The following is a 22,105-nucleotide window of genomic DNA, read 5'->3' as shown; positions in this document are numbered from 1 at the left end:
TACGCACCGGCCTGCGTGGCGGGCCTGCTGCGGCATGCGCCCCGTGTCACGGCTTCAGACGATCGCGACCCAGTTCGCCCCACGTCCGCCCGGCACGCGTGCGCGCGGCGACAGGGCGCCGTCGTCCGGCGCGATCGCATACACCGACACGAATTCAGACTGTTCGCCGCAGGCGACGAGCCAGCGTCCCGACGGGTCGATTGCGAACCCGCGCGGCTGCGTTTCGGTGGCGGTCGCGTGCGCGGGTTCGAACGTGCCGTCTTCGCTGCGGCGATAGCAGAGCAGGCGGCTCGACGTGCGTTCGCTGACATAGGCGAAACGCTCGTCGGGCGTCAGGTGCAGGTCGGCGGCCCAGACGGACGGTTCGGTGGGCGCGGGCGGCCGCGCATGGCCTTGCGCGAGTTCGGCGACGGCCGGATGGCGCGCGCTCACATGTGCATCACCGAGCCGGCCGGTGTCGGGGTCGCGCGCGAACGTCGCAAGCGTGGCCTGGAATTCGCTGACGACGACGAGCGTGCGGCCGTCATCCGCGAATTGCAGGTGACGCGGGCCGAACCCGGCCGGCACGCGCGTTTCGCCATGTTCGAGCGCACGCAGGCCGGCTGCGTCCTCGACGAGCGCGAAGCTGAACACGCGATCCGAGCCGAGCGAGCTGACGTACGCGAAACGGTTGTCCGGCGACACGATCACCGCGTGCGCGTTCGCGATGCCGCCCGTGACCTGCAGCGGCGTACCGTCGCCGTCGCGCACGCGCGCGGCGTCGTAGAGGCTCAGCGAATTCCCGCCGTACGACGCGCCGAGCAGCCAGCGGCCGCTGCGGTCGAGCGACAGGTACGCATGGCTCGCGTCGATCGCGGTGGTGCCGATGCGCACGAGCGCGCCGGTAGCCGGCACGACGCGGAACGCGACGATCGTCGGCTGTTCACCGCGCGTCGCGACGTAGAGCCGCGCACGGTCGGCCGGCACGGCGATCGGCATCGCGACGTCGGCCGCGGGATAGCGGGTGAGCGGCGCAAGCGTGCCGTCGGCCGCGAGCGAGAAGGTGGCGAGGTCGCCGTCGGCGGCATTCGAGACGACGACGGTCAGGCGGTCAGTGTTCGGCATGGCGGAGCATCGAAGCGTTCGTGAAGGACGCGTCGGCCGGCAGGCCGCGCGGCGGATCGCTGCGCCGGTGCGTGCGCGCGAACAGCGCGGCGACCGCGGCGACGAGCGAAGCGACCGCGAGCGCATACAGCCCGCCCGTGATCGAACCCGTATGTTGCTTCAGATAGCCGAACGCCGTCGGTGCGACGAAGCCGCCGAGGTTACCGACCGAGTTGATCAGCGCGATCACGGCCGCGGCCACGCGCGTGTCGAGATAGCCCTGCGGGATCGGCCAGAACAGCGACGAGGCGGCCTTGAAGCCGAGTGCGGCGAAGCAGATCGACGCGAACGACCACACCGGATCGTGCGACGTCGACGCGAACAGCCCGCACGCGGCGAGCACCAGCGCGACCGCGAGCCAGCGCTGCGGATGCCTCCACTTCGACGACAGCACCGCGAAGCCGTACATCGCGCCGATCGCGATCATCCACGGAATCGTGTTGTACAGGCCGACCTGGAAATCGGTGAGCCCGCCCATCTTGCGGATGATCGTCGGCAGCCAGAACGTGGCCGCGTAGATCGTCAGCTGGATCGAGAAATACAGGAAGCAGAACAGCATGATCTGCGGATCGCGCAGCAGCGCGGTGGCGCGCACCGGCACGTTCGAGCGGACGTCGCGCGTCGCGCGCTCGTCGTCGAGCGCGTTCTGGAGCGCCGTGCGTTCTTCGGCCGTGAGCCAGGTCGCGTCGCGGATATGCGATTTCAGCAGCAGCCAGCTCGCGCCGCACAGGGCGACCGAGAACAGCCCTTCGATCAGGAACATCCATTGCCAGCCTTCGAGGCCGAAACCGCGGATCGACAGCAGCGCGCCGGTAACGGGCCCGGACAGCACCGACGCGAACGCGGAGCCGCCGAGGAAGATCGCCATCGCCTTGCCGCGCTCCTGCGGCGGCAGCCATTGCGACAGGTACAGCACGACGCCGGGGAAGAAGCCGGCCTCGGCCGCGCCGAGCAGGAAGCGCAGCGCGTAGAACGACGTGTCGTTCCACACGAACGCCATCGCGGCCGCGACGATGCCCCACGTCGCCATGATCCGGGCCAGCCAGATGCGTGCGCCGTAGCGCTGCATCAGCAGGTTCGACGGCACCTCGAACAGTGCGTAGCCGACGAAGAACAGCCCGGCGCCGAGGCCGTACGCGGCCGCGCCGATGCCGATCGACGCCTCGAGGTGGCGATCGACGAAGCCGACGTTCACGCGGTCGATGTAGTTCGCGATGAACATGATCAGCACGAGCGGCAGCACGTGCCACTTCACTTTCGAGACGGCGGACGCGAGCGGGTCGCGTCCGGGCAGGGCGGGCGAGGGCGGGTTCAAGCGTGTCTCCGGTCGGGCGGCGGCGGACGGGGCGGTGGCCCGCGTCGGCATCCGGGTGGCGGTTTGTGTAGTATGTCGTCGTATGACATGGTACGCCTGAGTGTCGATGAAGACGTCGCGGGTTTACCCGGAAATTGCCCAGAAATTGGGGAATTTCATGAGGAGCGTCAGTGACTCGTTCATGTCTGATGACGTATGACATGAGGCGGGTAGGCGCCCATTGCCGCGTCTTCGGTCGCGGCCCGCACTGCGCGCGGGGGGCATCGGACGGGCCGCCCGTCCGGCGGCTGCCGTCGCCTTTGCTACGCCATCGACACGACGCTGTTGAGCAGCGTCTTCACGAGCACGGCCTGCCGTGTCGCGCCCGTCTTCGCGAAGATGCCGCGCAGGTGCGCGCGCGCGGTGTTCTTCGTGATGCCGGTCGCGGCGGCCGCTTCGTCGAGCGTCAGCCCGTCGACGAGCAGCAGTGCGATTTCGGTTTCCATCGGCGTGAGCCGGAACAGCCGGTGCAGCATGTCGCGCGACGTCTGCGGCGACGACGCCGGATCGCGGACGAACACGGCGACGGCTGGCCGATGCTGCCGGTCCTCGGCGCCGCGGTAGGGCGCGAGCGGGCGCAGCAGCACGCTCAACGGCATCGCGCCGCCGGGGCGCGACAGCGTGGTGGCTTCGATGCGCGCGAGCGCGCCCGCGCGGAAATGCTCGAGCGCGGCCTGCAGCGCCTTCTGCAGCCGGCGCTCGTCGAGCGGGCACGATGCGTGGAGCCGCTCCTGGCGCACGCACAGCCCGTCCTGCTGCTCGATCAGCCGCTCGGCGATGCGGTTGCGCTTGATCACGCGGCCGTCCTCGTCGACGATCGCGGTGCCGACGTCGAGCCGGTCGACGGTGCCCGCATACAGCGCGCGTTCGGCATCGAGCACGTCGAACGCCGCGTGCAGCTCGACCGCCCGCTGCAGGTGCGGCAGCAGCGTCGCGACCTGCGCGCGCTCGGCCGCGTCGAAATCGCGGCCGCCGTGCGCGCGGCTCACGAAGAACGCGCATTCGACGCCACGTTCGCCACGCAGGTTCGCGCCGAGGATGTAGCGCAGGTCGAGCGGCTGCAGGTACTGCCGGTAGAAATCGTGCGCGCGCCACGCGGTTTCGCCGAACAGCCGGTCGGCCGTGAAGACCTGGCCGGGCGGCTGGTCGAGAAACGGGCACAGCGCGTAGAACTGCTCGCTGTACGACGGCTCGCCGGGCAGCAGCGGGCCATGCGCCGACGCGTTGATGATGAGCCCGTGCCGTGCGCCGCCGGGGTTGCGCAGCACCAGCGTCGTGAAGCGCGCGTCGAGCCGTGCGCGAACCGCTTCGAGGAAGCCGGCCCACGGGGTTGTCTCTGACGGGCCCTGATAGACGAGCCCGAGCCACGCGCTGAGTTCGCGCGCCGTCCACGCCGCGTCGTCGAAACCGTCGTGCGCGGCCGGGTCGCCGGGCGCCAGCGCGATGGGCATGCTCGTGTTCTCCTGGTCGGGATGAAGGATTCCCGGACCAGCATACCGGCCGCCCGGCGGCCCGCGTCATCCGAACGGAGTAGGCGACGCGGGCAGTCGGCCAACTGCCGGGCTGCCCGATTGCCGCGCTTATGCCGCGCGCTCGCGCAGCAGGTACGCGACGATCCGATCGGCCGCTTCTTCCGGCGACTCGGCGACCGTGTCGACGCGCAGTTCGGGCTGCGCGGGCGGTTCGTACGGCGAATCGATGCCCGTGAAGTGCTTCAGCTCGCCGCGCCGCGCCTTCTTGTACAGGCCCTTCGGATCGCGCTCCTCGGCCACCGCGAGCGGCGTGTCGACGAATACCTCGACGAACTCGTCCTGGCCGACCCGCGCGCGCGCCATGTCGCGCTCCGCGCGGAACGGCGAGATGAACGACACGAGCGTGATGAGCCCCGCGTCGAGCATCAGCCGCGCGACTTCGGCGACGCGCCGGATGTTCTCCACGCGATCGGCCTCGGTGAAGCCGAGATCGCGATTGAGCCCGTGCCGCACGTTGTCGCCGTCGAGCAGGTACGTATGCTTGCCGAGTGCATGCAGCCGTTTCTCGACGAGATTCGCGATCGTCGACTTGCCGGCGCCCGACAGGCCCGTCAGCCACACGATCCGCGGCGTCTGCGCCTTCTGCGCGGCACGCGCGGCGCGGTCGACGTCGACCGCCTGCCAGTGCACGTTGTGCGCGCGGCGCAGCGCGAAGTGCAGCATCCCGGCGCCGACCGTGTCGTTGGTGACGCGGTCGATCACGATGAAGCCGCCCGTGTGGCGGTTGCGGTCGTATGGGTCGAACGCGACCGGCCGGTCGAGGCTCAGGTTGCACACGCCGATCTCGTTGAGCGCGAGCGTGCGCGCCGCGAGATGCTCGCGCGTGTTCACGTCGATCTTGTACTTCGGCGTCGCGCAGGTCGCGCCGACCGTCTGCGTGCCGAGCTTCACGAGATACGGGCGGCCGGGCAGCAGCGGCGCGTCGTGCATCCACACGAGCGTCGCCTCGAACTGGTCGGCCACTTCAGGCGGCGCATCCGCGCGCGCGATCATGTCGCCGCGGCTGATGTCGATCTCGTCGGCGAGCGTGAGCGTCACCGCTTCGCCGGCGCGCGCGAGGTCGCTTTCGCCGCGTTGCGTGATCACCGACGCGACGCGGCTCTCCTTGCCGGACGGCAGCACGCGCACGCGCTCGCCGACGCGGACCTCGCCCGATGCGATGCTGCCCGCGTAACCGCGGAAGTTCAGGTGCGGGCGGTTGACCCACTGCACCGGCAGCCGGAACGGCTCGTCGCGCGTCACGCGTGCGGCGAGCGGCAGCGTGTCGAGATGCTGCATCAGTGTCGGCCCCGCGTACCACGGCATCCGCGCGCTCGGCGCGATCACGTTGTCGCCGCGCAGCGCCGACATGGGGATGCTGACGATCTCCGCCAGCCCGAGCTCGGCCGCGAACGCACGATAGTCGGCGTCGATGCGCTCGAACGCGGCGCGGTCGTAGTCGACCAGGTCCATCTTGTTGATCGCGAGCACCACGCGCTTGATGCCGATCAGCGCGACGAGATGACTGTGGCGGCGCGTCTGCGTGAGTACCCCCTTGCGCGCATCGATCAGGATCACGGCAAGATCGGCGGTCGACGCGCCGGTGATCATGTTGCGTGTGTATTGCTCGTGGCCGGGCGTGTCGGCGACGATGAACTTGCGTCGCGCGGTCGCGAAGAAGCGGTACGCGACGTCGATCGTGATTCCTTGCTCGCGCTCGGCCGACAGGCCGTCGACGAGCAGCGCGAAATCGAGTTCGCCGCCTTGCGTGCCGACCTTTTTCGAATCGGCCTCGAGCTGCGTGAGCTGGTCGTCGAACAGCATGTTCGATTCGTAGAGCAGGCGGCCGATCAGCGTGCTCTTGCCGTCGTCGACGCTGCCGCACGTGATGAAGCGCAGCAGGTCCTGGGTTGGTGCGTGCGCTTCGCCGGCGGCGCTTGCCTCGGGCACGGTGAGAACGTGTGCCATCAGAAATATCCCTCCTGTTTCTTCTTTTCCATCGAACCGGCCGAATCGCTGTCGATCAGTCGTCCTTGCCGTTCGGACGTGCGCGTCTCGCGCATCTCCTGCAGGATGTCGTCGAGCGACGTCGCGTCGCTGTCGATCGCGCCCGTCAGCGGATAGCAGCCGAGCGTGCGAAAGCGCACCTTGCGCATCTGCGGCACTTCGCCTTCGCGCAGCGGCAGGCGTTCGTCGTCGACCATGATCAGCGCGCCGTCGCGTTCGACCACGGGCCGTTCCTTCGCGAAGTAGAGCGGCACGATCGGGATATCGTGAAGCTGGATGTACTGCCAGATGTCGAGCTCGGTCCAGTTCGAGATCGGGAACACGCGCAGGCTTTCGCCCTTGCGCTTGCGCGCGTTGTACAGCGACCAGAGTTCGGGGCGCTGGCGCTTCGGGTCCCAGCGGTGCTGTTCCGAGCGCAGCGACACGATGCGCTCCTTTGCGCGCGATTTCTCCTCGTCGCGGCGCGCGCCGCCGAACGCGGCGTCGAAGCCGTAGTGATCGAGCGCCTGCTTGAGCCCCTGTGTCTTCCACACGTCGGTGTGCACGGCCGAGCCGTGCGTGAACGGATCGATACCGTTCGCGATGCCTTCAGGGTTGATGTGCACACGCAGGTCGAGGCCGAGGCGCGTGGCTGTCTCGTCGCGAAACGCGATCATCTCGCGGAATTTCCAGGTCGTATCGACGTGCAGCAGCGGAAAGGGCGGCTTCGCCGGGTAGAACGCCTTCATCGCGAGATGCAGCATGACCGAGCTGTCCTTGCCGATCGAATACAGCATCACCGGGTTCTCGCTCTCGGCGACCACCTCGCGCATGATGTGGATGCTTTCGGCCTCCAGCCGCTCCAAGTGGGTCAACATCGTTCGTCTCCTTGTTTCATGCCGGCGCCGCGCGACATGTGCGGCGTTTCGTGCATGACACCGACGGTATCGGGCGATCGGCATGCCGATCTTCGTCCGGGTGGACTAAGCCGCGGCACGGCGGTGACGCGGATCTTTCCTTAGTCCACCCGGACGAAGTGGCGCGCGACGGCGACGCTTAAGGTGAGCGCTCGACCATCGGCGGAGACGACACATGACGGACGACAAACGTGCCACGCAATTGCTTTCGGGCCAGACCTGGGCCGACTTCTGCGACACCCTGAAACGCAGCGGAGAACAGATCCTGCGCGCCGAGGCGCCGGACGATCCGCTGACGCGCGCGGAAGGATTCCGCTACCTGAGCCGGCTGATGCGCATCGCGCTCGAGATGCACGTCGAGTTCGCGGACGGCGCATGGCCCGGCTTTTTCTCGCCGTCGCACGAGACCGCGAAGATCGGCGCCGACAATCCCGACAACCTGTACCAGTACGCGCGTCTCGACGGCCGCTGCGAATATCGCGTGACGGGGCGGCGCGGCACGGTGGCCTACCTGAGCTTCGGCACGCAGAAGGGCGGCTACGAGACCGACGGCAAGATGCTGCAGACGGGCTTTCTCGACGCGAAGCAGCTCGATATCGCGCCGGACGGCAGCTTCGAGATCGTGCTGAGCGAAACGCCGCGTGCGGGCAACTGGGTGCGCATGGAGCCGGGCACCAACGCGCTGCTGGTGCGCCAGACCTTCCTCGACCGGCGCGCGGAAACGCCGGCACAACTGAAGATCGAGCGCATCGGCGCCGACGATCGCCCGGCGCCGCTCGACCCGCTCGTGCTGCAGGGCGGCCTCACGCGCGCCGCGCAGTTCGTCGAGCAGACGTCGAAGCTGTTCGCGGACTGGGCCGCGAGCTACCGGTCGCACGTGAATGCGCTGCCGCCCGCCGACCAGGCGCTGTGCCAGTCGGTCGGCGGCGATCCGAACATCTATTACTACCACTCGTGCTGGTCGCTGGCCGATGACGAAGCACTCGTGATCGACGTCGACACGGTACCCGACTGCGACTTCTGGAACGTGCAGCTCAACAACTACTGGATGGAATCGCTCGATTACCGGCACTTCGATATCTGCGTGAACAAGCACAGCGCGCGGCTGAATGCGGACGGCGGCGTGACGGTGGTCGTCGCGGCCGCACGGCCGGGCGATGCGAACTGGCTCGATACGGCCGGGCATCGCACCGGCACGATCTGCTGGCGCTGGGTGGGCGCCGCGCAGCCGGTGCATCCGCGCACGCGGGTGGTGAAGCTCGCGACGCTGAAGGAGGCCGCATGAACGCACCGCTGGATCGAACCCGCACGCTGCTCGCGCCTGACGGACTGATCGCCGAAGCCGTGTCGCGCGCGGGCGGACTGACCGCATTCGGTGACGGGCCGTATCGCGAAGCGCTCGACGTGATGTGCGCGTCGCTGATCGACGAAGCGAAGCTGTCCGCACGCGGCGCGGAGATGATGCGCGAGAAGCTCGTCGGCCAGCTCGTGAACCGGCTCGTCATCGAGGATTACTTCCGGCGTCATCCGGAAATCGCGGAGATCGCGATCGACGATCCGCTCGTGATCGTCGGCCTGCCGCGCACCGGTACGACGCTGTTGCAGCGCCTGCTGGCCGTCGACCCGCGCTTCCATGCGGCCGCGTGGTGGGAAACCCGCTACCCGGCGCCGCTTGCAGGCGAGACGCTCGCCGAGCCGACGGTGCGCATCGCGCGTGCGCGGGCCGAGGTCGCGACGATGATCGACTGCATTCCGCAGATCCTGACGATCCATCCGCTCGATGCGATGCTCGCGGACGAGGAGTTCATGCTGATGGAGCATGCGTTCGTGTGTGCGATGGATTCGTACGCGAACGTGCCGCGCTACACCGCGTGGCTCGCGCGGCAGGATCTCACGCCGGTCTATACGTACCTGAGGCGGATGCTGCAGTTCCTGCAATGGCAAAAGGCGCAGCGCGGCGTCGCGCCGGCTGCGCGCTGGCTGCTGAAGACGCCGCAGCACCTGCATGCGCTCGACGTGCTGTGCCGCGTGTTTCCGCGTGCGCAGGTCGTGCTCACGCATCGCGATCCGGCGCAGACGATTCCGTCGATGGCGAGCATGGCGCACACGTTGTGGCAGATGTATGCGGACGATCCGGATCCGCTTGCCGTCGGTGCGCAGTGGAACGCGGGGATGGCACGCGCGATCGGTGCGGCGATGGCCGCGCGCGATGCGCTGCCGGCCGACCGCTTCCTCGACGTGCGCTTCGAGGACACGGTGTCGAATCCGCTCGGCGTTGCCGAGGCCGTGTACGCGTTTGCCGGGATGCCGCTCGATGCACGGCAGCGCACGGCGATGACGGACTGGATGGCGCGCAACGGCCGCGACAAGCGAGCCCCGCACGACTATTCGATCGCGCGCTTCGGCTTCACCGATGCACAGCTCGCGCGCGACTTCGCCGCGTATCGCGCGCGGCACCTGCGGGCAGCCGGCTGACGGCCATTGCTCGCGAGATCAACGACAACCAGGAGACAACCCATGTTGCTGAAGGACAAGATCGTCGTGATTTCCGGAATCGGGCCCGGGCTCGGCGTGAAGCTCGCCGTCGAGGCCGCGCGCGAGGGTGCGCGCGGCGTGGTCGTCGCGGCGCGCACGCTCGAAAAGCTCGATGACGCCGAAGCGCGAATCCACGCACTCGGCGTCGACTGCGACGTGCTGAAGGTGCAGACCGACATCACCGACCGTGCACAATGCCGCCAGCTCGCGACGCAGGCCGTCGAGCGCTTCGGCCGGATCGACGCGCTCGTGAACAGCGCATTCGTGCACGGCACGTTTCCGGAACCGGTGGAGGAGGCCGACCTGGATGGCTGGCGCGTGGTGTTCGACACCAACGTGTTCGGCACGATGGCGCTCACGCAGGAAGTCGTGCCGCACATGAAGCGGCACAAGCGCGGCGCGATCGTGATGATCAACACGCAGGCGACCCGCAAGCCGTTTGCAGGGGAAGGCGGCTACGCTGTATCGAAGGGGGCGCTCGCGGTTGCGGCAAAATACCTGGCGCGCGAACTCGGCGTGCACGGCATTCGTGCGAACAGCATCCACATGGGGTGGATGTGGGGCGTGCCGACCCAGACGTATTTCCGGCAGGCGGCTGCCGAGTACGGCATGACGGAAGAGCAGGTCATCGCGCCGATCGCGTCGAGCATCGCGCTCGCGAAGCTGCCGACCGACGACGACTGCGCGCGCGCTGCGCTGTTCCTCGCGTCGGACTATGCAAATGCGGTGACGGGCGCGACGCTCGACGCGAATGGCGGCGATTTCATGCCCTGACGATGGAGCAAAGGATCATGCAGGACAACCACGAAACACGACACTTCTTTGCATTCAACGGCGACGCGGACGGGCTGTGCGCGCTTCAGCAGCTGCGGCTCGCGGAGGGCGTGCACGGCACGCTCGTGACCGGCGTGAAACGCGACATCAAGCTGCTCCAGCGGATCGACGCGCGGGCGGGCGACATCGTCACCGTGCTCGACGTGTCGCACGACCAGAATCGCGACGCGTGTGCGCGGCTGCTGCGCGACGGCGCGACGGTCCGCTATTTCGACCATCACTTCGCGGGTGAACTGCCCGACGATCCACGCTTCGACGCGCATATCGACACGGCGGCCGACGTGTGCACGAGCGCGATCGTGAACCGCTATCTCGACGGCCGGCACGTGCGCTGGGCGATCGTCGCGGCGTTCGGCGACGAGTTGCCGGCGCTCGGCCACGCGCTGGCGAGTGAGCACGGGATCGACGAGGCGCAACGCGACACGCTCGCCGAACTCGGGCTCTACCTGAACTACAACGCGTACGGCGAGTGTGTCGGCGATCTGCATTTCGACCCGGCCGCGCTCGCCGATGCGATGCTGCCGTGCGTCGACCCGCTTGATTTCGTGCGCGCGACAACCGTGTTCGCCGCGCTGCGCGACGGCTACCGCGACGACATGGCGCGCGCGTGCGCACTCGCGCCGCTGCGCGAGGTGCCCGGTGCGACGCTGGTCCGGATGCCTGATCATCCGTGGGCGCGGCGCGCGACCGGCATGCTCGCGAACGAACGGATGCGCAACGCGCCGCATGCGGCGCTCGCGGTGCTGTCGCCGCGCGCGGACGGCGGGCTCGTCGTCAGCGTGCGCGTGCCCGATGGCCGGCCGCTCGGCGCCGACGAATTCTGTCGCGGCTTTCCGACCGGCGGCGGGCGCAAGCGCGCGGGCGGCATCAACCATCTGCCGGAAACCGAGTTCGACGCATTTGCCGAGCGATTCGAGGCCGCGTTCAGGCTCGATTGACGCAGCGGGCTGCGACGATGCGTGCGCCGTGCACCTGCGCACGACGCGCGCATCGCGAATGGATCAACCGGTCGCGCCCGCGAGCACGGCCGGCACGTTGTGACCGTAGCAGCGTTCCTCGACGCGCTCGGCGATGCGCCAACCTTGCGCAGTGCGCGCGAAACGGTCGACGTACCAGAGCCCGAGAAACATCACCTGCGTGCCGCCGTCCGGCAGCGCGACTTCCATCGGATTGAAGCAGATCGTGCGGCCGCGTGCGGTATCGCCGTCGAGCCGGATCGACAGGTTGGCGACCATGTGCTGGTACTGCGGAAACTGCGGCAACACGGTGCGCAGCCAGGCCTTCACCTCCGGATAGCGGCCGGCGATGCCGCCCATCGAGCGATAGTCGATCGCGGCATCGGGTGTGAACACCGCGTCGAGCGCGTCGAAGTCGCGCGTGTCGATCGCGCTCGAATACGCGACGATCAGCTCGCGGATGTCGTGATGGTCGGACAGCGTTTGCAGATCGGGCATCGGCGGCTCCCGGTCACGCGCCGTTGCGCCGGCGTGCCGCGTGGAGCGCCTCGGCGCGCTGCTTCACGTCGCGTGCGCACTGGTCGAAACCCTGTTTCACCCAAGCGCCGTGGTTCTGCATGATCGTGTCCGCGTTGATGCCGAGGAACTGGTCGGTCGTGAAATAGCGGCAGCGCTCCGCGCCGATCGCGTCGATGTACTGGTCGCGGCGCGCGGCGTCCTTGTTGTCGTCGGTCGGGCGCTGCTCCCACGACAGCAGGCGTTCGGGTTCGTACGCAACGAGGATCTCATTGACGGGAATCACGGTCTCCGTGCCCGGGATGCGCACCTGCATGTGCACGAAATCGCCGAGCCTGCCGGTCGTTTCGAAGCCGACGCAGAACGTGTTCCATTCGCCGTAGCGCGGGAAGTCGGTCAGCACTTCCCAGACGACGGAGGCCGGTGCGTCGATGTCGACGGTGATCGAGGTGACGAGATTCGAGGGTTTGGTCATGGCGATGTATCGGATCGGATGAAACCGCGCCTACCCGGGTGGCGGGACGCGTCGCGGCAGTCGCAAGGAGTCGCGCCGGTATCGGTCGGCGCGCGTGACGGGTGTGGCTCGGGACGTGCGGGGGCGTTTTCGCCGGCACGTGCCGCGCAGCGCAGCGCACCCGACATCGAGCGTAGGCCGGCGCACGCGGCGAAGAATCGTCGGAATGGACTAAGGCGTTTCACCGGGGCGGCAGGGTGGTGCGATCGCCGCGACGGTCGGCGGCAGGGGCGCGCCGGCGCATCATGCACGCAGAACGTCGACACCACGCAGCGCAGCCGCGACAATACGGGTCTCTTTCCGCTTTCGTCTTCGAGGTGCCCGTGTCCGCCAAGTCGTCCATTGCTCCCGTGATCGTCTGGTTTCGCGACGATTTGCGCGTGACCGATCAGCCCGCGCTGACGCGCGCGGTGGATTCGGGCCGGCCGCTCATCTGCGTATTCGTCGACGACACGGGCGACGGCGCCGGACGAACGCTCGGCGGCGCGGCGCGCTGGTGGCTGCACGGGTCGCTGGCCGGGCTCGACGCGGCGCTCGCGCGTCATGGCGGGCGCCTGCTGCTGTTGCGCGGCGACGCGCCGCGCGAGATCGAGCGCATCGTGCACGACACGGGCGCGCAAGCCGTGTACTGGAACCGCCGCTACGCGCAACCGCAGCGCGACGCCGACGCGGCGCTGAAGGCCTCGCTCAAGGCGCGCGGTGTCACGGTCGAGAGCAGCAACGGCAGCCTGCTGAACGAGCCGTGGGAGGTGCTGACGGGCGGCGGCACCCCGTATCAGGTGTTCACCGCGTACTGGCGTGCGGCGCGACGGGATCGCACGGTCGCCGCGCCGCTGCCGGAACCCGAGCGGATCGCGTTTCATCCGTGGCCGAAAACCCTGCGTGACCGCGCGCTGGCGCTCGACGCGCTTGCGTTGCGGCCGCATTCGCCGGATTGGGCCGGCGGCCTGCGCGATGCGTGGCCCATGCCCGACGAAGCCGGCGCGCACGCGCAGCTCGACGCGTTCCTGACGACATCGCTCGCCGGCTATGCGGACGCGCGCGATCTTCCCGACCGTCCCGCGACGAGCCGGCTGTCGCCGTTCCTGCGCTTTGGCAACGTGTCGCCGCGACAGGTGTGGCACGCGGTGCAGGGTGCCGCGAGCGCGGGCGGCGCGGCGGTTGCCGCGGACGCCGACAAATTCCTGAGCGAACTCGGCTGGCGCGAGTTCAGCTACACGCTGCTGTACCACTTCCCGGCGCTCGCGACCGACAACTTCCGCGCGCAGTTCGACGCGATGCCGTGGCGTGACGATCCCGCCGCGCTGCGCGCATGGCAGCGCGGGCTGACCGGCTATCCGCTCGTCGATGCGGGCCTGCGCGAACTGTGGACGACCGGCTGGATGCACAACCGCGTGAGGATGGTCGTCGCGTCGTTCCTGATCAAGCACCTGCTGATCGACTGGCGTGCGGGCGAAGCGTGGTTCTGGGACACGCTGGTCGACGCCGATCCCGCGAACAACGCGGCGAGCTGGCAGTGGGTGGCCGGCTGCGGCGCCGACGCCGCGCCGTATTTCCGCATCTTCAATCCGGTCGCGCAGGGGCAGAAGTTCGATCCGGACGGCGCGTACGTGCGGCGCTGGGTGCCCGAGCTTGCCGGCCTCGACAACGCATCGATCCACGCGCCGTGGGAAGCGTCGCCGCTGGAACTCGACGCGGCCGGCGTGCGGCTCGGCGTCGATTACCCGGCGCCGCTCGTCGAGCATGCGGCCGCGCGTGCCCGTGCGCTCGATGCGCTGGCGGCGTTGCCGAAGCGCCGCTGACCGCACGCGCCGGACGGCCGCATCAATTGCAGAACGCGACGTGTTCGAGCAGCGCGTACACGACGCCCGAACTGAAATAGGCCGCGCCGCACCACGCGACGAACGCGAGCGTGCCGGCGGCCAGCGCCGCGCGGATCATGCCCATGCCGCGTTGCCCGATGCCGGGCGCGCGACGCGCGCGTCGTTGATCGGCAGGTGCAGCAACGCCGCGAGCATGCCGAGCGCGATCGAGCCGATCCACAGCGGCATGTACGAATGCGTCGCGTCGTACACCACCGCACCGAGCCAGACGCCGAAGAAACTGCCGAGCTGGTGCCCGAAGAACACGAAGCCGAACAGCGTCGCGATGTAGCGCACGCCGAACATCTGCGAGATCACGCCGTTCGTCAGCGGCACGGTGCCGAGCCACGTGAATCCCATCACGGCCGCGAACACGAAGACGCTCGCGGGCGACAGGGGGGCTGCGACGAACGCGGCCATCGTGAGCGCCCGCACGAGGTACAGCACCGACAGTACGTACTTGCGCCGCAGCAGCCCGCCGAGATGGCCGCATGCATAGGTGCCGGCCACGTTGGTGAGCGCGATCAGCGCGAGCGCGACGCTCGCGTGGCGTGCCGGCAGCCCGTGGTCGAGCAGGTACGCGGGAAGATGCGTCGCGATGAACGCGAGCTGGAAGCCGCATGCGAAGAAGCCCGCGTTCAGCAGCCAGAAGCCGCGATGCGCGAACGCCTCGCGCACGGCTTCGCCGATCGACTGGTCGGGGCCGGCGGCGCCGGCAGCCCGCGCGGGTCGGTCGCGTAGCAGCAGGGCGAGCGGTGCAAGCAGCGCCGCGACGAGCGCCAGCGCGATGAACGCGTGCCGCCAGCCGATGCCGCCGATCAGCGTCTGCGCGACGGGCACCATGCAGAACTGGCCGAGCCCGCCGATCGCGCCCGCGACGCCGAGCGCCCAGCCGCGGCGGTCGGGCGGAAACAGGCGGCTCAGCGCGCCATAGATCGACGCGAACGCCGAGCCCGACAGCGCGATGCCGATCACGAGCCCGGCGCCGACCGTGAACATGCCGGTCGTCGCCGCATGCGCCATCGTGACGAGCCCGGCCGCATACAGCAGCATCCCGGCGACGATCACGCGCAGCGAGCCGAAGCGATCGGCGACCATCCCGGTGAACGGCTGCGCGACGCCCCAGATCAGGTTCTGCAGCGCGAGGGCGAGCCCGAACGCTTCGCGCGACCAGCCGTGGTCGAGCGACACCGGCGCGAGGAACAGGCCCTGCACGTGGCGGATGCCGAGCGCGGCGCCCATGATCAGGCCGCCGGCCAGGACGGGCAGCCAGCGGCGGCGGACTTCCTGCTCGATCGGGGTCATGCGTGTCTCCGGATGAAGGCGCGCGGCAACACGGCCGCGCTCGATCCGATTAGACGATCGTGCCCGTCGTCGCTCAAGCGATCATTCGGTCAGGTTGGCATGCGTGGCAGGAATGCGATGTGGGGCGCGCGGAGTGGGGCGCAGGCGCCCGGCAGCGGTCAGGTTTGTTCGCAAAGGCCGCGCCGGCTTACGCTGACGCCGCGCCGTGCGCACGCATCGCGGTATCGCATTCGGCCGCTTCGGCGAGCATCCAGTCGCGCACGTCGGCGACTTCGCGGCGCGGGGCCGGATCGTGCTGGAACAGCCAGTAGCCGTACGCATCCGTCAGCGCCTGCGTGTGCGGCCCGAGCACTGCGAGCCGCCCGTCCGCGAGCATCGGCGCGACGAGCGCGAGCCGGCCGAGCGCGACGCCCTGGCCCGCGATCGCCGCCTGGATCACCTGGTCGTACTGGTTGAAGCGCAGCACGCCTTTCGGGCGCGCGTCGCCGAGCCCGGCCGCGTGCAGGTGCGCGCGCCACTGCAATTGCGGCTGCGGCGGCCCGTCGAATTCGAGCAGCACGTGGTCGGCGATCGCGGCCGCGTTCGTGACGGGCCGCGCGGCGAGCGCCGGATGCGCGACCGGCACGACGATCTCGTCGAACAGGCGCAGCGCGCCGGCCGGCGCGCGGTCGCGCGGACAATAGCGGATGCCGAGGTCGATGCCTTCGGCGCGCAAATCGAGTACCTTGTCGTTCGCGGCGACGCGCAGGTCGATCTCCGGCAGGCGCGCCTGCAGCCGCCCGAGCCGCGGCAGCAGCCACAGCGCGGTGACGCCGATGCTGGCGGTGATCGTGACGGGCTGGCGCTCGCGCGTGGCCGCGAGCGAGGCGATGGTGTCCTGCAGCCCGTGCAGTGCCGCATCCGCGACGCGAAACAGCCGCTCGCCTTCCGGCGTGAACGCGATCTTCCGGTAGCCGCGCTGCAGCAATGCGACGCCGAGGTGCGCTTCGAGCGCGTGTACCTGGCGACTGACCGCCGATTGCGTGACGCAGAGGTCCTGCGCGGCGAGCGTGATGCTCATGCGGCGGCCGACGGCGACGAAACCGCGGACGAGGTCGAGCGACGGGAGACGGACGAGCGGCGTTGACATGCGCGTGACTCATGCGAACGGAGCAGCAAGATTGGTTGAGAACGCGGGGCACGTCAAGTTCAATGGAGGCTGGTGCGGGCGGTGAAGGATAGGGCGGGCGACGCCCCGGCCGGCTGCGAAGCATGGACGTGGGCAGGCACTGACGCGCTCACCCGGACGGACCGCGAAGCATGGGACCGGAGACACGATGACGATTTCGAACGAAGGCAGCGAAAAGACGCAGGGCACCCGCGCGGCGGACGCATTGCCGCCCGAGCCGGTGACGCTGCGCGCGGCCGACGGCTATGCATTGCGCGGCCATGTATGGCGCCATCGCGGCGGCAGTGTCGTGCGGCCGGTGACGGTCATCAATTGCGCGACGTCGGTGCGTTGCGACTACTACTTCCGTTTCGCGGCCTGGCTGTTCGCCCAGGGGCGCGACGTGCTCGTCTACGACTATCGCGGCATCGGCGGGTCGCGCCCGGCGCAGCTCGCGAAGCTGCGCGCGAACTGGCTCGACTGGGGGCGGCTCGATTGCGAAGCCGCGCTGCGCTACGCACGCGACGCGTTTCCGGGCCAGCCGATCGACGTCGTCGCGCACAGCATCGGCGGGTTCGCGCTGGGGCTCGCCGCATCGAACGTCCACGTGCGGCATGCGGTGACGGTCGGCGCGCAGTATGCGTACTGGCGCGATTACCGGCCGGCCGAACGGCGGCGCATGTGGTGGAAGTGGCACGTCGCGATGCCGGTGCTCGCGGCCGTGTTCGGCTACGTGCCCGCGAAGCGGCTCGGCTGGATGGAGGACACGCCGCGCGGCGTCGCGTTGTCGTGGGTGCGCTCGCAGGCACGCTTCGAGGAGGGCTATACGAGCGGCCCGCTCGCCGAACCCGCCGCGAGCCGCGCCGCGTTGCCCGCCCGCTTCGCGGGGCTGTCGGCGCCGATGCTCGCGATTGGCCTCGACGACGACGGGTTCGGCACGGTCGCGGCGATCGAGCGGCTGGTCGGCTACTACACGGGCAGCGACGTCACGCATCTGCGGATCGCGCCGGCCGACATCGGCGTCGACGCGATCGGCCATTTCGCGTTTTTCCACAGCCGCTTCACCGAAACACTGTGGCCGCTCGCGCTCTACTGGCTGCAACATGGCGTGCTGCCGGCCGATGCGCCGGGCAACGTGCATGCGATTCACCCGGCATCGCGCGGGCGTGGGCCCGCCAGCGGCGTGCCGGGCGTTGCAGCGAACGGGCGATAGGGCGGCCTCGTCATGCTTGGCGCATGCCGAGAGGACAAGCGCCGGCGCTCGGCATCGACGCCGGCGGGCCGCAACGGTTCGCCATGTCGCCTGATCGATTAACATCGGACGTTTCCTTCCACAGGCCGCCGCACGTCGATGCTCGTCCCGCCCGATTCCGTTTCTCCGTCTGAAAGCTCCCGCGCCTGGCGCATGCAGCGGCTCGACGCGCCGCCCGCCGCGGCGCGCGCCGGCGTGCAGATCGCGCGTGTCGATTTCGACTGGTGCGTACCGCTTGCGTCGCCAGCGTATGCGGCCCTGAGCGACGGCGAGCGCGCGCGGGCCGCACGCTTCATGCGGCATGAGGATACGGTGCGCAGCGCCGCGACGCGCGCCGCGCTGCGCGACGTGCTCGGCACGGCCCTCGGCATCGCGCCGCGGGCGGTGGCGATCGTCGTTGATGCATCGGGTCGGCCGTCGCTGGACGGCGCGCATCGCGCGTCGCTCGACTTCAACGTGTCGCATGCGGGCGATCATGCGTTGATTGCGTGGGCCCCCGCGGGGCGCGTGGGCGTCGATATCGAGTGCTGCAACCGCGCGACCGACTGGCGTGCGCTGACGCGCGAAGTCTGCGCGCCCGCCGAGGCCGCCTATCTCGACAGCCTGCCGCCGGCCGAACGCGCCGGCGCATTCATGCGCGTCTGGAGTGCGAAGGAGGCGCTGCTCAAGGCGCTCGGCACGGGCATCGTCGGCGGGCTGAGCGCGTTCGCGGTCATGCCGCCGCGCGATGGCGCGACCCCCGCGACGACGATCGTCGAGCCGGCCGCGCCCGCCGCCGGCGTCGCGGCGTTCGATGCGGCGTGGCTCGACGCGGCGCCCGGCTATGCGGCATGCGTCGCGTGGACGCGTGCGTGAGCCGCAGTCAGCGCGCGGCGCTCATTCGAGCGGCGCGTCGGTCGGCGCCGCATAGCGCGCCTTGATCACGTCGCTCATCGCGAAGTCGAACGACAGCCCCTTCGGCGGCACCGGCTTCATGAACCACTTGTCGTACAGCGCGTCGATCTCGCCGTGCTTCATCAACTGCACGAGCACGCCGTCGACGAGCGCCTTGAACTGCGGATCGTCCTTGCGCAGCATGAACCCGTAGGCCTCCGACGATTGCGGCGTGCCGACGATCTGCCAGTCGGCCGGTTTCGCAGCGAGCTGGCGCACGCCCGCGAGCAGCACGTCGTCCATCATGTACGCGGCCGCGCGGCCCGATTCGAGCGTGAGGCGTCCTTCGCCGTAATCCTTCGCGCTGATGATCTGCATGTTCATCTTCTTTTCCTCGTTCATCTTGCGCAGCAGGCGTTCGGACGTCGTGCCCTGGTTCGTCACGACCGTCTTGCCGGCGAGGTCGGGGAAGTCGCGGATCCCCGAACTCGTGCGCGTGAGCAGGCGCGTCGTCGCGACGAAGAGGGTGGTCGAGAACGCGACCTGCGCGTGACGCGCGGCGAGGTTCGTCGTGACGCCGCATTCGAGATCGACGGTGCCGTTCTGCACGAGCGGAATGCGGTTCTGCGACGTGACGGGGATGAAGCGCACCTGCAGGTCGGGCTTGCCGATGCGCGCCTTCACGGCGGCGATCACGCGGTCGCACAGGTCCTGCGAGAAGCCGATGACCTTGCCGTTCGCGTCGGTGTAGGAGAACGGCACCGACGTTTCGCGGTGGCCGATCGAGATCAGGTTGCTCTGCCGGATCTTCTCGAGCGTGCCGGACAGCGGCTCCGCGGCGAGCGACGCGCCGCACGCGAGTGCGCACGCGGCGAACAGCAGGGGGCGGCCGAACCGGATGGCGAGTCGTGACGGGAAGGGCATGGCGGTCTCCATGGCGAATGTTGATGCGTATGTTGCCAAAAACAAAATAATTGCAACAACTGTTAAGCGCCGGATCACACGGGCCGATGCGGCGGGCCGCGCCGGGCATCAGGGAAACTCCCGAGTCGAAATCGATGAAAAACGGGTTGTCTAGACAAGTTGGCGTGGCTACACTTCAATCCATTCCGAACTTGTCTAGACAGGATTGCTCACATGATTACGTTGACCCCCGGCCATCTGACCCTCCCGCAACTGCGCCAGATCGCACGCGAATCCGTGCAGCTCGCGCTCGACCCGGCCAGCTTCGCGAAGATCGACGCCGGCGCGAAGGCCGTCGCCGACATCGCTGCGAAGGGCGAGCCGGCCTACGGCATCAACACGGGCTTCGGCCGCCTGGCCAGCACGCACATCCCGCACGACCAGCTCGAACTGCTGCAGAAGAACCTCGTGCTGTCGCACGCGGTCGGCGTGGGCGAGCCGATGGCACGCTCGTCGGTGCGCCTGCTGATGGCGCTGAAGCTGTCGAGCCTCGGCCGCGGCCACTCGGGCATCCGTCGCGAAGTGATGGACGCGCTGATCAAGCTGTTCAACGCGGACGTGCTGCCGCTGATCCCGGTGAAGGGCTCGGTCGGCGCATCGGGCGACCTCGCGCCGCTCGCGCACATGTCGGCCGTGCTGCTGGGCGTCGGCGAAGTGTTCATCCGCGGCGAGCGTGCGAGCGCACTCGACGGTCTGCGCGTCGCGGGCCTCGCGCCGCTGACGCTGCAGGCGAAGGAAGGCCTGGCGCTGCTGAACGGCACGCAGGCATCGACCGCGCTGGCGCTCGACAACATGTTCGCGATCGAAGACCTGTACCGCACCGCGCTCGTCGCCGGCGCGCTGTCGGTCGACGCCGCAGCCGGCTCGGTGAAGCCGTTCGACGCACGCATTCATGAGCTGCGCGGCCACCAAGGCCAGATCGACGCGGCCGCGTCGTACCGCGACCTGCTCGAAGGCTCGCCGATCAACCAGTCGCACCGCGACTGCGACAAGGTGCAGGACCCGTACAGCCTGCGCTGCCAGCCGCAGGTGATGGGCGCGTGCCTGGACCAGATGCGCCATGCGGCCGACGTGCTGCTGGTCGAAGCGAATGCCGTGTCGGACAACCCGCTGATCTTCCCGGATACCGGCGAAGTGCTGTCGGGCGGCAACTTCCACGCCGAACCCGTCGCGTTCGCGGCCGACAACCTCGCGCTCGCCGCAGCGGAAATCGGCGCGCTGGCCGAACGCCGCATCGCGCTGCTGATCGACGCGACGCTGTCGGGCCTGCCCCCGTTCCTCGTGCGGGACGGCGGCGTGAACTCGGGCTTCATGATCGCGCACGTGACGGCGGCCGCCCTCGCATCGGAAAACAAGACGCTCGCGCACCCGGCATCGGTCGACTCGCTGCCGACCTCGGCGAACCAGGAAGACCACGTGTCGATGGCGACGTTCGCCGCGCGCAAGCTCGCCGACATCGCGGACAACACGAAGCACATCCTCGCGATCGAACTGCTGGCCGCCGCACAAGGCGTCGACCTGCGCGCGCCGTACCACACGAGCCCGAAGCTGGCGCCGGTGATGGAAACGATCCGCGCCAAGGTCGCGCACTACGAGCTCGATCACTATTTCGCACCGGACATCGCCGTGATCGCCAAGCTGGTCGGCGAGCGCGCGTTCGCAAAGGTCGCGCCGTTCTCGTTCGCGTCGGAACAGTAAGCCCATGAGCGCGCCGGTCTACCAGGAGATCAAGGATTTCATCCTGGCCCGCATCCACGCAGGCGAGTGGGAGGAGGGCGATCAGGTGCCGTCCGAGAACGAGCTGGCGCGCGAATTCAAGGTGGCGCGCATGACCGTCAACCGCGCGCTGCGCGAGTTGACGGCCGAGCAGGTGCTCACGCGCATGAAGGGGGCGGGCACCTACGTCGCGCGGCCGAAGTACGAGTCGACGCTGGTGGCGATCCGCAGCATCTCGGAGGAAGTCGGCGCACGCGGGCATGCGTATCACGCCAGCGTGCTCGGCCTCGACACGATCCGCGCCGACGACGCGCTCGCCGACGAGATGCAGGTCGCCGTGCGCACGAAGCTGTTTCATTCGCAGGTGCTGCACTTCGAGAACGACGAGCCCGTGCAGCTCGAAGAACGATGGGTGAATCCGGCGGTCGCGCCGGATTACGCCGAGCAGGATTTCACGAACACGACGCCGAACCTGTACCTGATGCGCGCGGCTCCGCTGCAGCGCGTCGAGTACCGGATCGAAGCGGCGGCCCCGGCGCCGGAGCGGCGCGAGCAGCTGCGGATGGACGACGTCGAGCCGTGTCTGGTTTTACATCGACGCACCTGGTCGCAGGGCGTCGTCGCCTCGGTGGCGAATCTGTGGCATCCCGGCAGCCGTTATCGCTTCACCGGGCATTTCTGATTCCTATTTGATAGTCATTTTCCTTCGGGAGCAGTCGTC

General features: G+C 69.1%; 20 protein-coding genes. 9 read left to right on the top strand and 11 right to left on the bottom strand.

Annotation, left to right across the window (positions count from 1 at the left end; genetic code table 11):
• Window positions 1-54 precede the first annotated feature (54 nt).
• The 5 genes from CFB40_RS12045 to cysD all read right to left on the bottom strand — a co-directional run bounded on the left by CFB40_RS12045 (window position 55) and on the right by cysD (window position 6,872).
• Window positions 55-1,104, bottom strand: a complete 1,050-nt coding sequence (locus CFB40_RS12045; protein ID WP_089431290.1) for a lactonase family protein — start codon at window positions 1,102-1,104, stop codon at window positions 55-57.
• Window positions 1,091-2,458 (bottom strand): MFS transporter, encoded by a 1,368-nt coding sequence (locus tag CFB40_RS12040; RefSeq protein WP_089431289.1) that lies wholly within the window; start codon window positions 2,456-2,458, stop codon window positions 1,091-1,093. Before CFB40_RS12040 ends, CFB40_RS12045 begins: the two co-directional genes overlap by 14 nt.
• Before the next feature lie 302 nt (window positions 2,459-2,760).
• Window positions 2,761-3,948: a helix-turn-helix transcriptional regulator gene (locus CFB40_RS12030; RefSeq protein ID WP_089425810.1), complete on the bottom strand. Its 1,188-nt coding sequence runs from the start codon at window positions 3,946-3,948 to the stop codon at window positions 2,761-2,763.
• A 129-nt stretch (window positions 3,949-4,077) separates the two neighbouring features.
• Window positions 4,078-5,976, bottom strand: coding sequence for a sulfate adenylyltransferase subunit CysN (gene cysN / locus CFB40_RS12025; protein WP_089431287.1), 1,899 nt, complete (start codon window positions 5,974-5,976; stop codon window positions 4,078-4,080).
• Window positions 5,976-6,872: a sulfate adenylyltransferase subunit CysD gene (gene cysD, locus CFB40_RS12020; RefSeq protein WP_089431286.1), complete on the bottom strand. Its 897-nt coding sequence runs from the start codon at window positions 6,870-6,872 to the stop codon at window positions 5,976-5,978. Before cysD ends, cysN begins: the two co-directional genes overlap by 1 nt.
• Before the next feature lie 214 nt (window positions 6,873-7,086).
• On the opposite strand from cysD, the gene CFB40_RS12015 reads away from it, so the two are divergent.
• From CFB40_RS12015 to CFB40_RS12000, 4 genes are read left to right on the top strand one after another with little or no spacing between them, the layout of a single operon-like run.
• A complete protein-coding gene (locus CFB40_RS12015) occupies window positions 7,087-8,196 on the top strand; it encodes a DUF1214 domain-containing protein (RefSeq protein WP_089431285.1) in 1,110 nt (369 codons plus the stop codon).
• Window positions 8,193-9,386: a sulfotransferase family protein gene (locus tag CFB40_RS12010; RefSeq protein WP_089431284.1), complete on the top strand. Its 1,194-nt coding sequence runs from the start codon at window positions 8,193-8,195 to the stop codon at window positions 9,384-9,386. The genes CFB40_RS12015 and CFB40_RS12010 overlap by 4 nt, the downstream gene beginning before the upstream one ends.
• 42 nt (window positions 9,387-9,428) lie before the next feature.
• Entirely contained in the window at window positions 9,429-10,220 is a 792-nt protein-coding gene (locus tag CFB40_RS12005; RefSeq protein WP_089425805.1) for an SDR family oxidoreductase, read from the top strand.
• Window positions 10,221-10,237: 17 nt separating this feature from the next.
• Entirely contained in the window at window positions 10,238-11,218 is a 981-nt protein-coding gene (locus tag CFB40_RS12000; RefSeq protein WP_089431458.1) for an acetyltransferase, read from the top strand.
• Between the two features lie 63 nt (window positions 11,219-11,281).
• Here CFB40_RS12000 and CFB40_RS11995 read toward each other — a convergent pair whose 3' ends face one another.
• Together CFB40_RS11995 and CFB40_RS11990 are read right to left on the bottom strand one after the other, a co-directional pair.
• The gene (locus tag CFB40_RS11995) at window positions 11,282-11,734 is read right to left on the bottom strand and encodes a nuclear transport factor 2 family protein (RefSeq protein ID WP_089431283.1); all 453 of its coding nucleotides are present in this window, start codon (window positions 11,732-11,734) and stop codon (window positions 11,282-11,284) included.
• A gap of 13 nt (window positions 11,735-11,747) precedes the next feature.
• Window positions 11,748-12,227, bottom strand: a complete 480-nt coding sequence (locus tag CFB40_RS11990) for an SRPBCC domain-containing protein (RefSeq protein WP_089425803.1) — start codon at window positions 12,225-12,227, stop codon at window positions 11,748-11,750.
• 362 nt (window positions 12,228-12,589) lie between these two features.
• On the opposite strand from CFB40_RS11990, the gene CFB40_RS11985 reads away from it, so the two are divergent.
• Window positions 12,590-14,068, top strand: coding sequence for a cryptochrome/photolyase family protein (locus CFB40_RS11985; protein WP_089431456.1), 1,479 nt, complete (start codon window positions 12,590-12,592; stop codon window positions 14,066-14,068).
• A 22-nt stretch (window positions 14,069-14,090) separates the two neighbouring features.
• On the opposite strand, the gene CFB40_RS39055 is transcribed toward CFB40_RS11985, so the two are convergent.
• From CFB40_RS39055 to CFB40_RS11975, 3 genes are all read right to left on the bottom strand, one after another.
• The gene (locus tag CFB40_RS39055) at window positions 14,091-14,213 is read right to left on the bottom strand and encodes a hypothetical protein (protein ID WP_256976638.1); all 123 of its coding nucleotides are present in this window, start codon (window positions 14,211-14,213) and stop codon (window positions 14,091-14,093) included.
• Entirely contained in the window at window positions 14,204-15,433 is a 1,230-nt protein-coding gene (locus CFB40_RS11980) for an MFS transporter (protein WP_089431282.1), read from the bottom strand. Before CFB40_RS11980 ends, CFB40_RS39055 begins: the two co-directional genes overlap by 10 nt.
• A gap of 187 nt (window positions 15,434-15,620) precedes the next feature.
• Complete coding sequence (locus tag CFB40_RS11975) at window positions 15,621-16,562, bottom strand: LysR substrate-binding domain-containing protein (protein WP_089431281.1); 942 nt, start codon at window positions 16,560-16,562, stop codon at window positions 15,621-15,623.
• Window positions 16,563-16,749: 187 nt separating this feature from the next.
• Between CFB40_RS11975 and CFB40_RS11970 the strand changes: the two genes are divergently transcribed.
• Window positions 16,750-17,793: an alpha/beta hydrolase family protein gene (locus tag CFB40_RS11970; RefSeq protein ID WP_089431280.1), complete on the top strand. Its 1,044-nt coding sequence runs from the start codon at window positions 16,750-16,752 to the stop codon at window positions 17,791-17,793.
• Between the two features lie 138 nt (window positions 17,794-17,931).
• Complete coding sequence (locus tag CFB40_RS11965) at window positions 17,932-18,687, top strand: 4'-phosphopantetheinyl transferase family protein (protein WP_089431279.1); 756 nt, start codon at window positions 17,932-17,934, stop codon at window positions 18,685-18,687.
• Between the two features lie 21 nt (window positions 18,688-18,708).
• Here the strand turns inward: CFB40_RS11965 and CFB40_RS11960 are convergent, their stop codons facing one another.
• Window positions 18,709-19,629, bottom strand: coding sequence for a glutamate/aspartate ABC transporter substrate-binding protein (locus tag CFB40_RS11960; RefSeq protein WP_089431454.1), 921 nt, complete (start codon window positions 19,627-19,629; stop codon window positions 18,709-18,711).
• Window positions 19,630-19,842: 213 nt separating this feature from the next.
• Here CFB40_RS11960 and hutH point away from each other — a divergent pair, with 213 nt between their 5' ends.
• Window positions 19,843-21,366: a histidine ammonia-lyase gene (hutH, locus tag CFB40_RS11955; protein ID WP_089431278.1), complete on the top strand. Its 1,524-nt coding sequence runs from the start codon at window positions 19,843-19,845 to the stop codon at window positions 21,364-21,366.
• A gap of 4 nt (window positions 21,367-21,370) precedes the next feature.
• A complete protein-coding gene (hutC, locus tag CFB40_RS11950) occupies window positions 21,371-22,066 on the top strand; it encodes a histidine utilization repressor (RefSeq protein WP_069248398.1) in 696 nt (231 codons plus the stop codon).
• Window positions 22,067-22,105: the final 39 nt, after the last annotated feature.

The organism is Burkholderia sp. AU31652 (assembly GCF_002223155.1).
Lineage (GTDB): Bacteria > Pseudomonadota > Gammaproteobacteria > Burkholderiales > Burkholderiaceae > Burkholderia.
Note: the sequence above shows the minus strand (reverse complement) of the source record. Positions and strands in the feature narration are given on the sequence as shown.

What these genes read in the sequence shown, in the direction of transcription:
- CFB40_RS12045 (WP_089431290.1), bottom strand. Translation starts at nt 1,104, where the DNA reads ATGCCGAACACTGACCGCCTGACCGTCGTCGTCTCGAATGCCGCCGAC.
- CFB40_RS12030 (WP_089425810.1), bottom strand. Translation starts at nt 3,948, where the DNA reads ATGCCCATCGCGCTGGCGCCCGGCGACCCGGCCGCGCACGACGGTTTC.
- cysN (WP_089431287.1), bottom strand. Translation starts at nt 5,976, where the DNA reads ATGGCACACGTTCTCACCGTGCCCGAGGCAAGCGCCGCCGGCGAAGCG.
- cysD (WP_089431286.1), bottom strand. Translation starts at nt 6,872, where the DNA reads ATGTTGACCCACTTGGAGCGGCTGGAGGCCGAAAGCATCCACATCATG.
- CFB40_RS12015 (WP_089431285.1), top strand. Translation starts at nt 7,087, where the DNA reads ATGACGGACGACAAACGTGCCACGCAATTGCTTTCGGGCCAGACCTGG.
- CFB40_RS12010 (WP_089431284.1), top strand. Translation starts at nt 8,193, where the DNA reads ATGAACGCACCGCTGGATCGAACCCGCACGCTGCTCGCGCCTGACGGA.
- CFB40_RS12005 (WP_089425805.1), top strand. Translation starts at nt 9,429, where the DNA reads ATGTTGCTGAAGGACAAGATCGTCGTGATTTCCGGAATCGGGCCCGGG.
- CFB40_RS12000 (WP_089431458.1), top strand. Translation starts at nt 10,238, where the DNA reads ATGCAGGACAACCACGAAACACGACACTTCTTTGCATTCAACGGCGAC.
- CFB40_RS11995 (WP_089431283.1), bottom strand. Translation starts at nt 11,734, where the DNA reads ATGCCCGATCTGCAAACGCTGTCCGACCATCACGACATCCGCGAGCTG.
- CFB40_RS11990 (WP_089425803.1), bottom strand. Translation starts at nt 12,227, where the DNA reads ATGACCAAACCCTCGAATCTCGTCACCTCGATCACCGTCGACATCGAC.
- CFB40_RS39055 (WP_256976638.1), bottom strand. Translation starts at nt 14,213, where the DNA reads ATGGGCATGATCCGCGCGGCGCTGGCCGCCGGCACGCTCGCGTTCGTC.
- CFB40_RS11980 (WP_089431282.1), bottom strand. Translation starts at nt 15,433, where the DNA reads ATGACCCCGATCGAGCAGGAAGTCCGCCGCCGCTGGCTGCCCGTCCTG.
- CFB40_RS11975 (WP_089431281.1), bottom strand. Translation starts at nt 16,562, where the DNA reads ATGTCAACGCCGCTCGTCCGTCTCCCGTCGCTCGACCTCGTCCGCGGT.
- CFB40_RS11970 (WP_089431280.1), top strand. Translation starts at nt 16,750, where the DNA reads ATGACGATTTCGAACGAAGGCAGCGAAAAGACGCAGGGCACCCGCGCG.
- CFB40_RS11965 (WP_089431279.1), top strand. Translation starts at nt 17,932, where the DNA reads ATGCTCGTCCCGCCCGATTCCGTTTCTCCGTCTGAAAGCTCCCGCGCC.
- CFB40_RS11960 (WP_089431454.1), bottom strand. Translation starts at nt 19,629, where the DNA reads ATGCCCTTCCCGTCACGACTCGCCATCCGGTTCGGCCGCCCCCTGCTG.
- hutH (WP_089431278.1), top strand. Translation starts at nt 19,843, where the DNA reads ATGATTACGTTGACCCCCGGCCATCTGACCCTCCCGCAACTGCGCCAG.
- hutC (WP_069248398.1), top strand. Translation starts at nt 21,371, where the DNA reads ATGAGCGCGCCGGTCTACCAGGAGATCAAGGATTTCATCCTGGCCCGC.